We start from the raw sequence: 13,970 nt of genomic DNA, 5'->3' as shown, positions 1-13,970 counted from the left end.
TGTAGAAATGAAGCTGCAAACAACCTATTTAGGGACTGTATACCAATTCGACTCCCTGAAGGATCTTTTCGCAAAAGCAAATGAGGAAAAATCGGGCGACAGGCTTGCCGGCCTCGCAGCAGAGACGGTCCAGGAACGGATCGCTGCGAAAGAAGTGCTGAGCAGGCTGACAGTGGCCGAGATCAGGGAGAACCCAATCCTTCCAGCGGAAAGGGATGAGGTGTCAAGAATCATCGAAAGCCAGGTGAACGAGCCAATCTATCAATCAATGAAAAATTGGTCGATCGCCGAGCTAAGGGAGTACATCCTTAGCGAAAAGGCGACAGGCGAAGAACTGAAAAGGATCAGCCGCGGGTTGAACAGCGAGGTGATTGCCGCTGTCGCCAAGTTGATGTCCAACCTTGACCTCGTTCATGCTGCCAATAAAATCGAGATCACGACCAAGTCGAACATCACGATCGGCCATAAGGGTACGCTGGCGTCAAGGCTGCAGCCCAACCATCCGACAGATCATGTCGAGGGCATGATTGCTTCGCTCAAAGAAGGGCTCTCCTACGGGATTGGGGATGCAGTCATTGGCATCAATCCAGTCGATGATTCGGTTGAAAGTGTAAAAAGGCTCCTGCATGCAACCCATGATTTTATCAAGCAATGGGACATTCCGACTCAAAACTGCGTGCTTGCACATGTGACGGCCCAGATGAAGGCAATCGAGCAGGGAGCGCCTGCCGATATGGTTTTCCAGAGCATCGCCGGCACAGAGGCGGCGAACCGCTCTTTCGGGATAACAGCTTCGCTCCTTTCCGAAGCGAATGAGATGGCCAGGCAGCTGGGGACAGGAACAGGACCGCAAATGTTGTACTTCGAGACTGGCCAGGGTTCGGAACTTAGCTCGGAAGCACATCATGGCATTGACCAGATGACACTTGAATCGAGAAATTATGGTTTTGCCAAATACTACGACCCATTTATCGTCAATACAGTTGTCGGCTTTATCGGACCCGAATATTTGTACAACAGCAAGCAAGTCATCCGCGCTGGCCTTGAGGATCATTTCATGGGAAAAATGCATGGAATTCCAATGGGCGTTGATATTTGCTACACCAATCATATTAAAGCCGACCAGAATGACATCGAAGACCTGGGGGTGCTTCTGACTGCCGCAGGTGTCAATTTCATCATCGCAACACCAATGGGAGATGACTGCATGCTCAATTATCAATCAATGAGTTATCACGATGTTGCCACACTGCGCCAGACGATGGGCAAAAAGCCAGCACCGCTATTTGAAGCCTGGCTTGAAAAAATCGGAATTCTTGAAAATGGAAAGCTTAGCAGCATTGCCGGGGACCCAACCATTTTTTCACGATAGGAGGTGATCGGAATGAATCCAGAGCTTGTAGAAAAGATTACTAGAATGATTGTTGAAAAACTGGAATCCTCTCAAACCAACGGATTAGAACAAACCGGGCCTGCAGTGACATTCTGGAGCCAATCAAAAACATCCGAAGAGGAAGGGAAAACCAGCCATCCAGCAAGAGGATCCAGCAATTCGGCAGGGGAATCCAGCCATCCAGCAAGAGGATCCAGCAATCCGGCAAGGGAAACCAGCAATCCGGAAAGAGCGGAAAAAAGAGCAGCATTGGATGGCAAGGTAAAGATTTGGGAGCATGCGAAAAAAGAAAATAGACATGGAATGAGGAAGGGTGAAAGGTCTTACAACAGCAACAGCAGATTAGCAAATCGCATAGCTGAAATCAAGGAACCTTTTGACGGGGAAGAATTAAAGCGCCTGAAAAGCAAGACTCCCGCAAGGATCGGAGTAGGAAGATCAGGACCCCGTCCGAGAACGAACACGCTGTTAAAATTCCGGTTTGACCATGCTGCAGCCGTCGACGCGGTTTACGGGGAGGTGAACAAGGAACTGTTAGAGTCACTCAACCTTTTTACCGTGAACACAAGAGTCACCGAAAAAGATACCTATATCAGGCGGCCGGATTATGGACGGAAACTATCAGATGAAGCAATCCGGGAAATCAGCCAGAAATGCAAAAAATCACCGACTGTCCAGATCATTGTTTCGGATGGGCTGAGCTCAAAAGCGATTGATGAAAACCTGGAGGATGTTTACCTGTCTTTTCAGCAATCACTACAGAGTATGGGCCTTGAAACAGGTACACCTTTTTACATTGAAAAAGGAAGGGTGGCCGTGATGGATGATGTTGGAGAAATCCTTAAACCGAAAGTCATCGTCCTGCTGATCGGAGAGCGCCCTGGGCTGGTAAGTGCCGAATCGCTCAGCGCCTATTTATGCTACGAACCGCGGAGAGGCACAATCGAGGCGGATCGGATGGTCATTTCCAATATCCATAGGGGCGGCATTCCCCCGGTCGAAGCAGGAGCCTATCTCGGTACGGTCATTCAGAAGGTCTTGAAATATGAAGCGAGTGGGGTTTCTCTCGTGAACAAAGAGGAGTAAGGGGGGAGGACAGATGGCACTTGAAAAGATTCATGCTGATATTTTGGCTGCAAGGATCATAGCTAATGTCGACCAGTCGCTCGCAAGGGAATTCAAGCTTGCTCCCGATCAGCGCAGCCTTGGGATATTTACCAGCACGGTCGATGACATAGGATACACGGCGCTGGATGAAGCCACAAAGAGGGCAGATGTCGAAGTGATTTACGCTCGTTCATTTTATGCTGGAGCTGCTCATGCATCTGGACCTTTATCAGGGGAAATGATCGGGATTCTGGCCGGCCCGAGCCCTGATGAAATTAAAAGTGCGCTGGAAGCAGTCTACCAGGCAGCAGAATCCGATGTTTTTTTCGAAGCGCTCAACGAAGATAAATCACATGCTCTATTCGCCCATGTCGTATCGAGGACAGGTTCATACTTGTCAAAGGAAGCAGGTATCAGGCAGGGAGAGGCAATCGCCTATTTGATCGCTCCGCCACTTGAAGCAGTATACGGACTCGATGCTGCGTTAAAGGCCGCGGATGTAGAAATGGTGAAGTTTTTTGGGCCGCCCTCGGAAACGAACTTTGGGGGAGGTTACCTGACGGGGACGCAATCTGCCTGCAAGGCAGCTGCAGATGCGTTCAGGGAAACAATCATTGATATTGCTAAAAATCCTGGGAGAACTTGATTTTTGACAGAAAGGAGTGGGTACAGATGCAGCTGGATACAGATCTCCAATCCATACATGAGATGCGGCAGGCTGTTGAAAAGGCAAAAAAAGCCCAGGAAGCCTATCTTTCTTTTTCACAGGAACAGGTAGACAGGATTGTAAAGGCGGCCGCAGAGGCAGCGTTTGATCAGTCGCTCGAGCTGGCGGTAATGGCAGTCGAGGAAACAGGAATGGGAGTTGTCGAGCATAAGAAAATTAAGAACGAAGTCGGTTCCCGGGCAGTATACGAATCTATCAAAGATGAAAAAACGGTAGGAGTCATTAACGAGGACCCCGTGAACAAGGTGACGGAAATCGCTTATCCATTTGGATTGGTGGCCGGAATCATCCCGACAACCAATCCAACGTCATCAGCCATTTTCAAGGCACTGATTTCATTGAAGACAAGGAATGCGATCGTTGTCAGTCCGCACCCGCGGGCTAGGAAATGCAGTATCGAAGCATTGAAGATCTGTCACGATGCAGCAGTCAAGGCTGGCGCCCCGGAAGGCATCATCGGCTGGATATCGACACCTTCTATGGAAGCAACTAACGAACTGATGAAACACAGGGATGTCAACGTGATCCTTGCGACAGGCGGAGGCGGGCTGGTCCGCGCAGCCTACAGCTCTGGAAAGCCAGCATACGGAGTCGGACCGGGAAATGTTCCGGCCTACATTGAAAAATCGGCGAATGTCGCAAAAGCAGTGTCCATGATCCTGGATAGCAAGACATTTGACAATGGAACAATTTGCGCGACGGAGCAAGCGATAGTCGTCGATAAAAACATTGTCGAGATGGCCAGGAGGGAACTGCGGAACAATGGTGCCTATTTCGTCACCGGAGATAAAAAGGCAAAACTCGAAAAACTTATTTCACCATATCCAGGGAAATTGAACCCTGAGATTGTCGGCCAAAACGCTGAAAAAATAGCAAAAATGGCCGGCGTTGAGGTACCAGCTGGTACAAGGGTGCTGATCGCCGAGGAAACGAAGGTGGGGAAAGATATTCCGTTTTCCATCGAAAAGCTATCCCCACTTTTTGCCTTGTACGTTGCCAACACTTTCGAGGACGCCAAAAATTATTGCATAAAGCTGCTGAGACTCGGCGGGCTTGGACACAGCTTGTCACTGCACACGAATGACGATGAAGCAGCAAAGGCATTCGGAATGGCCATGCCGGTGTCAAGGATGCTCGTCAACACTCTTTCTTCTATTGGCGCTGTCGGCGCGACCACCGGCTTGCTTCCTTCTTTGACACTTGGCTGCGGCTCATATGGCGGCAACATCACAGCTGATAACATAACGGCACGCCACTTGATCAACATCAAGAGGATAGCGTATGGCATCAAGGAAGTCAACATCCCAAAGCCATCTTCCAACTGCCAATCTTTTAAAAAAGAAGAAGAGAATCTCAGTGAAATCGTTGATCAGGTAATCAAGCAATTGAAGCCAGACGGCATGCCAGACGCGAGGACCATCGCCGACATGGTCAATGAGGTGGTGAAGAAGGCAGCGTCACAGTAATTTTTCCAATAAATGGGGAAACGGGAGAATAATAGACTTGATTGGGAGAATAATAGACTTGATTAGGAGATTACAGCCTGCATTTAGGAGATTAAGCCGATTCATTGGAAGAATATAGCCACCTATCGGGAGATTCTTTCTTAATGGCCCCGAAAAAAATGAACCGAAGGGAAAAAATGATGATTACAGTGAGAAAAATAAACTTTACCAGAGAATTATGGGGCATAACGAGTAAAAAATCCGGCTGATTCATAAATTTCCAGATAATATTTGGCAACTAAAGGGGGCAGTTTTATGAAAGCGAAGATTTGGCTTTCATTTTTTCAAAGGAATAGCACCCTAGTTGTGCTCTTTTAGAGGGCAAGATACCTTTTTTTAGCTTTTAAGTCTGTAATTCGCTAAGAGTATTGCTTAAAGCACTCCAATGCAGCATACGCAAAATAAAGATCCTGCTTTCGGGCTATATGTTGTAACTTCATAAGGATGCTTAGCAGGGGCCACAGATTTTTAAGCGAGCACCGGAAGGAATCTAGCAGTGTTCACATGTTATTTAGCGAAAAACCGGAAGGAATCTAGCAGTGTTCACATGTTATTTAGCGAAAACCAGGAAGAAGAATTTAGCAATGTTGCAATTAATACCAGAGGCTAAGAAAATCAAAATTACATTTTAGGAGGAATTTAAAATGGCTAGAGAACTGACTGCACTTGGAATGATCGAAACAAAAGGATTGGTTGCTTCGGTGGAAGCAGCGGATGCAATGGTAAAGGCGGCGAATGTCCACTTGATAGGAAAAGTCCATGTTGGCGGGGGGATTGTAACGGTTCTTGTCCGCGGTGATGTGGGAGCGGTCAAAGCGGCGACAGATGCAGGCGCAGCGGCTGCTCAGCGAGTTGGCGAATTGATGAGTGTCCATGTCATCCCACGTCCGCACAACGAGCTGGAAAGCATTTTGCCAAAGGTCGAGATGGAATTGCAATGAGGACGACACCCAAAAACATCATTAACAGCTTAAAAGGTTAGGAGTTTTTTAATATGAACCAGGATGCCATTCAAGCGATTGTGAGGGAGGTTGTCACCCGTCTTTCGGGGACGTCTTCACAAAAAGCAACGATTCCGCTGGCCATCTCAGCGCGCCATTGCCACTTAAGCACAAAAGATATTGAGGCATTGTTCGGACCGGGCTATGAACTGACGGTCAGGTCAGAGCTTTCACAGCCCGGGCAGTTCGCAGCCAACGAAACCGTCATGATCGCTGGGCCGAAGGGAAGCATTCCCGACGTTCGAATTCTCGGCCCAGCACGGCATATGACCCAGGTGGAAGTCAGCAAGACTGATTCCTTCAAGCTTGGCATCAAGGTGCCAATCCGGATTTCCGGCGATATCGCAGGTTCAGCTCCCATTACAATCATCGGGCCAAAAGGAAGCATCCACAAGAAGGAAGGGTGCATAATCGCGAGGGCCCATATCCATATGACACCTGAGGACGCGAGGGCTTTCAATGTCACGGATGGCGAATGGGTGCAGATTATAGCTGATGGGGAGCGTCCTGTTTCGTATGACAAGGTCATGATCCGTATCGCTGAAAAATATAAGCTTGAAATGCATATCGATACCGATGAAGCGAACGCTGGTATGATTTACGGCGGCAAGCAAGGTAGATTGCTGAAATATGGTGGACTCTATGATTGATAAAAAACTGATCGAACAGATTGTCCATGAAGTCATCCAGGCTCTTGAAGAAAAGGATAGTCCGGTTTCAACTCCAATCAATCTCCTCCTAATCGGGGACAAGGGTGGGCTGGTCCAGAAGATGCTGGAAAAAGCAGGACAACAATGGTCGATTACAGCTGGCGAAACTGCAGAAATAGAGCTGTATGACCAGGTTTTATTCATAGGAGCAAACCAGGACTTCATCGTAAAGGGTGCTCTCGGAATGGCGGATTCAAAAGAAACGGAGCAGCTTGCCAGGTGCTTGTTAGCTGAAAAAAAAGTATCCATCATACCTGAACCGGACTTGGGCGATTACCTTTTTAAAGAAAATTGCCAGACCAGCTACGTTAAAAAGCTGCGGGAATACATGGAGAAGCTGCAGGAATATGGCGCTATTGTGGAAACTTTGGATTCGTTCGTCCATCAAAAGAACACTCCGAAACCTGCAGCAGCAACCATTCCCGCAAGGAAAAAGAAGCTGCTTACACAAAGAGATGTCCAGGACAGCCGGGTTGGGGATATCATTGTCTGTCCTGATACAATCATCACTCCCTCTGCACATGATGCGGCGAAAGAACTTGGCAAGAGCATCATCGTTGCAGGGCAAAGGAGTTGAGGGAGATGCAAATTGGCACAGTGATCGGCAACGTATGGGCAACAAGAAAAGAAGAAGAGCTGCGAGGCTTGAAATTTTTGATTGTCGAGCCGCAGTATCCTGATGGCTCATCAAGCGGGAGCCCATTCGTTGCCGTTGATAAAATCGGCGCAGGATTTGGGGATACCGTACTCGTAACCAAAGGAAGTGCGGCAGCTAATATGGGATCCGAAACAAGGCTGCCGATAGATGCTTTGATCATTGGAATTGTCGATTCAATCGACGCAGGGAAAGGAGGCTGAGAAAATGGCAAGAGCTATGGGGATGATTGAGACCCGCGGCCTGGTCGGTTCGGTTGAAGCGGCGGATGCGATGCTGAAGGCAGCGGATGTCAGCCTTCTGAAACAGGAAAAGGTTGATGCAGCCCTTGTAACGGTGCTGATCCAGGGAGATGTCAGTGCAGTCCAGGCTGCAATCGACGCCGGCAGTAAAGCCGCAACGAGAGTCGGAGAGCTTATTTCGGCCCATGTAATTCCCCATCCCGACGAAGATGTGGGTAACATCCTTTTTAAAAAAGCAGCAGAGCAAAAACATCCTGCAGGTAAAGAACCAGCGGAAAGAACCAGCGGAAAAAACCAGCTTCCTGCATCGGAAGGGAAAAAGCCAGCGAGGAAAGAGAAACATGCCCAAGCAGATCAGCCTGGCGAAGAAACGTAGCTTAAGGGAGGGATACTGCAATGGCTTTTAAAAGGAAAAGGATTGCCGTGATCGGAGCCGGCTTCACGGGCGCCACTGCTGCGCTGATGCTTGCGCAAAAAGAACTTGGTGATGTGGTTCTTGTTGACATTCCGTCCCAGTGCAACCCGACAAAAGGAAAAGCACTCGACATGCTTGAGGCGGGACCGGTTGAAGGCTTCAACGGCAATATCACTGGTACAGCAAGCTATGAGGATATTTCAGGTGCGGATCTGGTGCTCATCACAGCCGGCATGGCAAGAACGCCAGGAATGAGCCGTGACGACCTCGTTGCCACCAATGAAAAAATCATGATCGATGTGGCGAAAAATATTAAACAGCACGCACCAGAGGCGTATATCATCGTATTAAGCAATCCAGTCGACGCAATGACCTACGTTTGCCAGAAAACGACGGGTTTTCCGAAAAACCGTGTCATTGGCCAATCGGGCGTCCTGGACACGGCCCGTTTCAACACTTTTGTTGCCCAGGAACTCAATATTTCTGTAGAGGACATTTCAGGATTCGTATTAGGCGGACATGGAGATGATATGGTCCCGCTCGTGCGTTATTCCTATGCTGGAGGGATTCCCCTTGATAAAATTCTATGTCCAGAACGAATTGATGCAATCGTTGAAAGAACAAGAAAAGGCGGTGGAGAAATTGTCAATCTCCTTGGACAGGGAAGTGCCTATTACGCCCCTGCAGCTTCGATGGTCAAGATGGCAGAAGCCATCCTGAAAGATAAAAAACGCATTCTTCCGTCCATCGCTTACCTGGAGGGTGAATATGGATACAGCGGCCTTTATCTCGGTGTCCCTACCATCCTTGGCGGAGATGGCATCGAGAGCATCATCGAAATCCCGTTGACCGATGCTGAGAAAAAAGCTCTTGACCGCTCAGCACAGTCTGTCCGGAACGTGATGCAAATCCTCGCAACAAACGAAAACGTACCAGCAAGCTAACTGTCGTGTAAGGAACCTATTTAGGTTCCTTTTTTAGTGCTGTCCTATCCTTCATATCGAAAAACGGAGATATTGCCTTGGAGCAATTTTTGAGGAAAGCTTAATGAGAAATATGTAAAGTAAGGTATTTACATTGTTTCTCATTTAGTGTAAAATTACACTAAATAATCAAGGGGGTATTTGGCAAAAATGAGAAAATTTCCATGGGTATTGGTGATTGTCTATTTCATCCTTACACCGTTCCTGCTATCGTTCGCGGGGTTGTATGTATTTTCACTGGATAAATTTGCAACGCCGATTTTAAGTATCCTGTTTTCTTCAGTAGGACTCTTTTTAGGAATAAGATATGGGAAGCAGGTTGAAGAGAAAGCCTTTTTGAAGAGTTACTTGCCAGTTTACATACCAGTGCTGATGGTTTCTTTGACTGCAGCGGTTTTAATGATCGTTTCCAAAGGTTTTTTCGGGCATGATAGTTGGGCAGTTTTTGTATTCATGTTCTTCCCGTTTCTGTTCAATTCGTTCATGTCTGCCTTATCCGGGCAATTCATCAATACCTTTGCGGCACCTTTTCTCTATTACTCTTTTTTCTTGCTCGCTTTTTTCCTCTCGGAGAGACGATCGAGCAACAGGGCGACATTGAACAAACCTATCATTGGAGCTGCAATGGCAGCGATTCTAGTCTTACTGTCAATCAGTGGCATTACTCTCTGGGAACGGAGTAAACATGTGCTTCCGTCGTATGGATTCGATTATGGAAATGGTTATTCAAGTGTGGATTTACAACCATACGATGTGGCAAACAAAAACCATAGATTGCCAGAGTTGAATGAACGGCCGAGCTTTATAGTTGAAAAGCGAGAAGATATGCCAATTCTTGACGGCGCCGAGGCTGCTTATCCAGTGTATGCAGCCTTTGCGAACGCAACGTATAAAGGAATCAACGAGCAAAACATCCTGGATAACGGAATGGAAATTGTCGCCTTCACGAATACCATTTATGCTTTTGAACGTTTGGTAACAGGTGAAATTGACATTTTTTTCGGCGCCCAGCCTTCTCAGGCACAAAAGGAGCTTGCAGAACAAAATGGAAAGGAACTTGTCCTCACGCCGATTGGCAAGGAAGCGTTTGTTTTTTTCGTCAATAAAAAAAATCCCGTTGATAACCTGACAACCGGACAAATCAAATCCATCTATTCCGGGAAAACGACCAACTGGAGCAAAGTAGGCGGTGAAGATGTATCTATTCGGGCTTTCCAGCGGCCTGCTGACTCAGGAAGCCAGACCATCATGGAGAAAATCATGGGTGACACCCCGTTGATGGATCCGCTAAAAGAGGAAATCGCAGGCATGGGAGATGTGATAGAGGAGGTCGCCCACTACAGGAATTATAACAATTCCATCGGCTACTCATTCCGCTTTTTCACGACTGGCATGAATCCGAATGAAAAAATCCAATTGCTGTCGGTTGATGGCATTGAACCATCTGCCGAGAATATCGCAAATGGCACGTATCCATACATAGTCAATTTGTATGCCATTTCAGTCAAAGATAATCCAAAGAAAACGATCAAGCCAATGCTGGACTGGATGCAGGGACCACAGGGACAGAAGCTAGTCGAGGAGATTGGCTACATCCCTCTTTAAAAGTAATGGGGCGTTCGAATCTATATTGGAATTACCTTTTTAAAAGTTAAACGGTGACAATAATTCTAATAAGCCATCAATCTAATACGATTGATACGTTATCAAAACTGTAGAGATAGGCGTCAGCTTATCTCTTTTTAAAGGATTTAATTCTTTGTAAAAGTGTATTTAGTACATTAGTCCTTCGATTCCATTTAATTGATTAGCCATTCGGACAGATAGATTAAAAAGCTTGATTATGGATGATATTCTGCCGATAGATGATCCGAATAAAGAAATGAAGGTGGCAACAAATAAAACATTCGAACAAGCTTTGTATAATCGACATTCTTCTGTTATGAATGGACATGATGATATTCAACCTGAAAAGATCGGGTGGGAAAAAATCGACACGAATAAAACTAAACAATTTGTTACAATGTACAAAAATCTGATGGAATTTGATGATCGGGAAATTCACCATAAAATCCATCATTGGCGTTTGCTGGGGAAAACCAGACATAACAGAGCACTAAGCTGATTTTTCACACAAATTAATCATATCCTTTTCCAACACAAAAACCGAATACCCTGAATAATAAGCAAGAATGAAACCTTTTCCAGTAAAGATAGTATAAATAGTACAAGGATTGATTGGAGAATGATAAAATTTGGTAAAAGGATTTGGGAGGGTTTAAAATGAATTTTTTAAACTGGTATGATTGGATCACACCTACGAATCCTTACGCAGCTATCTTTTTTGGCGTCCTTTTCACGATGATCCTGGCTATTACAGTCTGGTTTGACACAAAGAAAATCAGGACGGCCGCCATCGCAATGGCCACTGGGCTGAGTGTCACGCTTGTTGGCGTATTGATCTTGAAAATAATAGGGTTTTATGGATGAACCCGATTGATTGTTATCGGGTTTTTCTTTTTACACCATGCTTTTTTAAGAAATATTTTTCTGGAAAAATGTTGGTTTCTAAACCACTGTAAGAGGAACAAATAGTTCGAAAAAGTTAATAGGAACGGAAAACCGCTTGCTGCCTTTTCTTCTGGGGATGATGATTGGCGTGATGGGATGGGAAGAGTTAGGAGAAGAACGAATGGGGATTGGTGTTTCAATTTTTGTTTTCTTGGCAGGGATATTGGGATTGTTCCATTAATGGACCGGCAGGATCTCAGGAAGCTGAGTTTTCGATGGTTCTCTATCAGAAGGGCGGTCAATTCCTGCCCGGGGGATGGAAACCGAATCCAAAAAGCAGGGCAGCGGAACTTTTTTAACAGGAAACGCAGCGACAGTGTTTTGATGGTTTTCTCCTGCTGTCGAAGGGTGCTTTTCGGTATTTCCATTGGATTTTTGAGAGATTTAAAGGGTTAGATCAATCGCACTTTAAATAGGTAAGTTTTTTTATAAACGATAATTATATTATGTAAACGAATGATTTCTGGAGAAAGGTCAGACAGATATTGATTGGGTGAATCCATTGTTTTTTCGAACAAATGAAGAACAGCAAATGCGAATAGATGCTGGCATAAACCATAAATATGGATAGCACCACTGGTCATGTATTAGGGGGAAGGTCTTATGGAAATAAGGGAAGCTAAATTGGAGGATGCGGCAAGAGCTCTTGAAATTCAAAAAGAAGTCATTGCGGAAGAGGATTATTTCATTTTCGTTTCCGAGGAGTTCGATAAAACAGTTGATGATATGAAGCAGTGGATATGCAATATTTTAAAAAATGAACGGGATACCATGCTGGTCGCTGAATTGGACAGCATGGTCGTTGGATGGATTGTCTTCAGCTCCCAAAGGCGTATGCGGGTCCGGCACACAGGAAACTTCGGCATCATGATCCAGAAAGATTACCGGAATCAGGGGATTGGAAAAAAACTTATTCAAGCGCTCCTTGATTGGGCAAAAAGGAATCCTTTGATTGAAAAGGTTGGATTAGGCGTTTTTTCCACCAACAACCGGGCCATTGCAGTCTATAGTAGCTTGGGGTTCAAAGAAGAAGGAAGGAAAGTCAAAGAATTTAAATTCAAGGATGGTACATATTCGGATGACATCCTGATGTATAAGCTGGTAAAGGACCTTTCATAAGGTCCTTTACTTTTATTCACTAACTTGATACTCAACTAAATTCATGATCCTGAACTCTTTATATATCTCATTAACTGATAGGGGATAATCCAATATTAAAAATGAATTGCAACGGAAATATAAAATGAATATAGGAAGAAAATACCACTTCCCGTATACGCTTTTCTGGTTAATCTAGGCAATTCTGCATGAGACAGAGCGTCTTGGGATTTGTATAATAACTAAAGCGAAAGATAAAAAGAGAGAAAACATCTTTTGACATTCGGGATGCAAAGAAAAAAGGGGATAGGTCGATGTCTGCTAGGATTGTAAAAGCCTCTGTTGATGATGCGGAAAAGCTTACTGCCATCATGACAAGAACCTTCGATGAAGAGGCAAGGAAGTGGCTTCCAAAAGGAGAACAGGTGGTTGATTATAACATCCAGCCGCCAGGGTATGATTCTCTTGGTATGAATAAGTTCATGATCAGGGAGCTGGAATATTTCAAAATTTTATTCGAAGGGGAAATCGTGGGGGGAATTATCGTAACTCTTACCGGAAAATCCTATGGGCGGATTGACCGGCTGTTCATTAATCCTGATTTCCAGAGGAAAGGGATTGGAACAACGGTCATCGAGCGTATTCAAGATGTTTTCCCGAATGTTAGGGCATGGGATCTCGAAACGTCCAGCAGGCAAATCAGCAATCATGCTTTTTATGAAAAAACAGGTTTCCAGATAATGTTCCAAACAGCGGAAGAATATCATTATATCAAGCGGACCAGATATTTTTCAGGAAACGATCAGGCAGTACGGAACAAAGATTTATCCAGCGTGCAATATGAAAATTGCAATATGGAAAACTCCGAGTTCTACCAGGTGAATCTCCAGGGAAGCTCGATCAGCAACAGCAATTTCTCCAATAGCCATTTGAACAACACAGACCTCAGCCACTCAAGGTTCAGAAACATCAACTTCCGTCACAACCTTTTCGCTGATCTCAATATGGCCAACAGCGAGCTCGCATTCGTCACGTTAAGCGGTGTACGGTTCACGGAGACCAATCTTGGCAGTGGAAAGGAACCAATTGCATTCGATCGCTGCAACCTCGAGGGAAGTGTTTTTAGTGATTGTAACTTACAGAATGCAGAAATCTCGAACAGCAACATCTCAGGATTGAAAGTAAATAATATACCGATTGAAGAGCTTCTTTCTGTGTATAAGCAGGTCACAGGTACGGACAAAAAGTAATGCTTATGTTGATTTCCCTATTTTCTGGTGAAAATTCCGAAGGGGACTTGTTCACTTTGGCCGCCCGGAGAACAAACCGGCAGCCATCTTTCATTTGGACCGATTTATTACGATGCGAACGGGCAATCCTGCAGGTTATCGATTATTGTGTTTAAAATAGAGTGGCTGACTCAAAAGGTTGAATAAATTCGACCTGAGAGTCGCCTCTTTTACTTTTTATCCAGTTTCTGGGTTTGGGTTTGATGAATTTATAAGAGAAAGAGGGATATTCCCCCCCTAGTTACCCTAATTTTTGTTCGCTTTCCTTGTTGGC

15 protein-coding genes are annotated in these 13,970 nt (G+C 45.5%); all 15 read left to right on the top strand.

The features are described from left to right. Positions 1-7 precede the first annotated feature (7 nt). Positions 8-1,372 carry an ethanolamine ammonia-lyase subunit EutB gene (locus tag JJQ88_RS15615; protein ID WP_210366973.1) on the top strand — a complete coding sequence of 455 codons (1,365 nt, stop codon included), beginning with the start codon at positions 8-10 and terminating at the stop codon, positions 1,370-1,372. Positions 1,373-1,384: 12 nt separating this feature from the next. Further along, on the top strand, positions 1,385-2,479 hold the full coding sequence (eutC, locus tag JJQ88_RS15610; protein ID WP_210366972.1) for an ethanolamine ammonia-lyase subunit EutC: 1,095 nt from the start codon (positions 1,385-1,387) through the stop codon (positions 2,477-2,479). Positions 2,480-2,492: 13 nt separating this feature from the next. Next, a complete protein-coding gene (eutL, locus tag JJQ88_RS15605; RefSeq protein WP_210366971.1) occupies positions 2,493-3,146 on the top strand; it encodes an ethanolamine utilization microcompartment protein EutL in 654 nt (217 codons plus the stop codon). A gap of 26 nt (positions 3,147-3,172) precedes the next feature. Further along, positions 3,173-4,693: an acetaldehyde dehydrogenase (acetylating) gene (locus JJQ88_RS15600; RefSeq protein ID WP_210366970.1), complete on the top strand. Its 1,521-nt coding sequence runs from the start codon at positions 3,173-3,175 to the stop codon at positions 4,691-4,693. Positions 4,694-5,376: 683 nt separating this feature from the next. Further along, on the top strand, positions 5,377-5,673 hold the full coding sequence (locus JJQ88_RS15595) for a BMC domain-containing protein (protein WP_210366969.1): 297 nt from the start codon (positions 5,377-5,379) through the stop codon (positions 5,671-5,673). Between the two features lie 53 nt (positions 5,674-5,726). Next, complete coding sequence (locus JJQ88_RS15590; RefSeq protein ID WP_210366968.1) at positions 5,727-6,383, top strand: phosphate propanoyltransferase; 657 nt, start codon at positions 5,727-5,729, stop codon at positions 6,381-6,383. Next, entirely contained in the window at positions 6,376-7,020 is a 645-nt protein-coding gene (locus JJQ88_RS15585) for a hypothetical protein (protein WP_210366967.1), read from the top strand. The genes JJQ88_RS15590 and JJQ88_RS15585 overlap by 8 nt, the downstream gene beginning before the upstream one ends. Before the next feature lie 5 nt (positions 7,021-7,025). Beyond that, positions 7,026-7,301: a EutN/CcmL family microcompartment protein gene (locus JJQ88_RS15580; RefSeq protein WP_210366966.1), complete on the top strand. Its 276-nt coding sequence runs from the start codon at positions 7,026-7,028 to the stop codon at positions 7,299-7,301. A 4-nt stretch (positions 7,302-7,305) separates the two neighbouring features. Then, a complete protein-coding gene (locus JJQ88_RS15575) occupies positions 7,306-7,716 on the top strand; it encodes a BMC domain-containing protein (protein WP_210366965.1) in 411 nt (136 codons plus the stop codon). A gap of 20 nt (positions 7,717-7,736) precedes the next feature. Next, positions 7,737-8,699 (top strand): malate dehydrogenase, encoded by a 963-nt coding sequence (mdh, locus tag JJQ88_RS15570; RefSeq protein WP_210366964.1) that lies wholly within the window; start codon positions 7,737-7,739, stop codon positions 8,697-8,699. Between the two features lie 189 nt (positions 8,700-8,888). Further along, the gene (locus JJQ88_RS15565; RefSeq protein ID WP_210366963.1) at positions 8,889-10,343 is read left to right on the top strand and encodes a PstS family phosphate ABC transporter substrate-binding protein; all 1,455 of its coding nucleotides are present in this window, start codon (positions 8,889-8,891) and stop codon (positions 10,341-10,343) included. A gap of 238 nt (positions 10,344-10,581) precedes the next feature. Continuing rightward, entirely contained in the window at positions 10,582-10,863 is a 282-nt protein-coding gene (locus tag JJQ88_RS15560; protein WP_246861218.1) for a hypothetical protein, read from the top strand. Positions 10,864-11,021: 158 nt separating this feature from the next. After that, positions 11,022-11,228, top strand: a complete 207-nt coding sequence (locus tag JJQ88_RS15555) for a hypothetical protein (protein WP_210366962.1) — start codon at positions 11,022-11,024, stop codon at positions 11,226-11,228. Between the two features lie 684 nt (positions 11,229-11,912). Beyond that, the gene (locus tag JJQ88_RS15550; RefSeq protein ID WP_210366961.1) at positions 11,913-12,428 is read left to right on the top strand and encodes a GNAT family N-acetyltransferase; all 516 of its coding nucleotides are present in this window, start codon (positions 11,913-11,915) and stop codon (positions 12,426-12,428) included. A gap of 293 nt (positions 12,429-12,721) precedes the next feature. After that, a complete protein-coding gene (locus tag JJQ88_RS15545) occupies positions 12,722-13,657 on the top strand; it encodes a GNAT family N-acetyltransferase (RefSeq protein WP_210366960.1) in 936 nt (311 codons plus the stop codon). The last annotated feature ends 313 nt before the right edge of the window (positions 13,658-13,970 follow it).

This window comes from Bacillus sp. REN3 (genome assembly GCF_017912555.1).
Taxonomy (GTDB): domain Bacteria; phylum Bacillota; class Bacilli; order Bacillales; family Cytobacillaceae; genus Mesobacillus.
Note: the sequence above shows the minus strand (reverse complement) of the source record. Positions and strands in the feature narration are given on the sequence as shown.

Excerpts from the sequence above, each read along its gene's own strand:
- JJQ88_RS15615 (WP_210366973.1), top strand. The coding sequence starts at position 8 with ATGAAGCTGCAAACAACCTATTTAGGGACTGTATACCAATTCGACTCC.
- eutC (WP_210366972.1), top strand. The coding sequence starts at position 1,385 with ATGAATCCAGAGCTTGTAGAAAAGATTACTAGAATGATTGTTGAAAAA.
- eutL (WP_210366971.1), top strand. The coding sequence starts at position 2,493 with ATGGCACTTGAAAAGATTCATGCTGATATTTTGGCTGCAAGGATCATA.
- JJQ88_RS15600 (WP_210366970.1), top strand. The coding sequence starts at position 3,173 with ATGCAGCTGGATACAGATCTCCAATCCATACATGAGATGCGGCAGGCT.
- JJQ88_RS15595 (WP_210366969.1), top strand. The coding sequence starts at position 5,377 with ATGGCTAGAGAACTGACTGCACTTGGAATGATCGAAACAAAAGGATTG.
- JJQ88_RS15590 (WP_210366968.1), top strand. The coding sequence starts at position 5,727 with ATGAACCAGGATGCCATTCAAGCGATTGTGAGGGAGGTTGTCACCCGT.
- JJQ88_RS15585 (WP_210366967.1), top strand. The coding sequence starts at position 6,376 with ATGATTGATAAAAAACTGATCGAACAGATTGTCCATGAAGTCATCCAG.
- JJQ88_RS15580 (WP_210366966.1), top strand. The coding sequence starts at position 7,026 with ATGCAAATTGGCACAGTGATCGGCAACGTATGGGCAACAAGAAAAGAA.
- JJQ88_RS15575 (WP_210366965.1), top strand. The coding sequence starts at position 7,306 with ATGGCAAGAGCTATGGGGATGATTGAGACCCGCGGCCTGGTCGGTTCG.
- mdh (WP_210366964.1), top strand. The coding sequence starts at position 7,737 with ATGGCTTTTAAAAGGAAAAGGATTGCCGTGATCGGAGCCGGCTTCACG.
- JJQ88_RS15565 (WP_210366963.1), top strand. The coding sequence starts at position 8,889 with ATGAGAAAATTTCCATGGGTATTGGTGATTGTCTATTTCATCCTTACA.
- JJQ88_RS15560 (WP_246861218.1), top strand. The coding sequence starts at position 10,582 with ATGGATGATATTCTGCCGATAGATGATCCGAATAAAGAAATGAAGGTG.
- JJQ88_RS15555 (WP_210366962.1), top strand. The coding sequence starts at position 11,022 with ATGAATTTTTTAAACTGGTATGATTGGATCACACCTACGAATCCTTAC.
- JJQ88_RS15550 (WP_210366961.1), top strand. The coding sequence starts at position 11,913 with ATGGAAATAAGGGAAGCTAAATTGGAGGATGCGGCAAGAGCTCTTGAA.
- JJQ88_RS15545 (WP_210366960.1), top strand. The coding sequence starts at position 12,722 with ATGTCTGCTAGGATTGTAAAAGCCTCTGTTGATGATGCGGAAAAGCTT.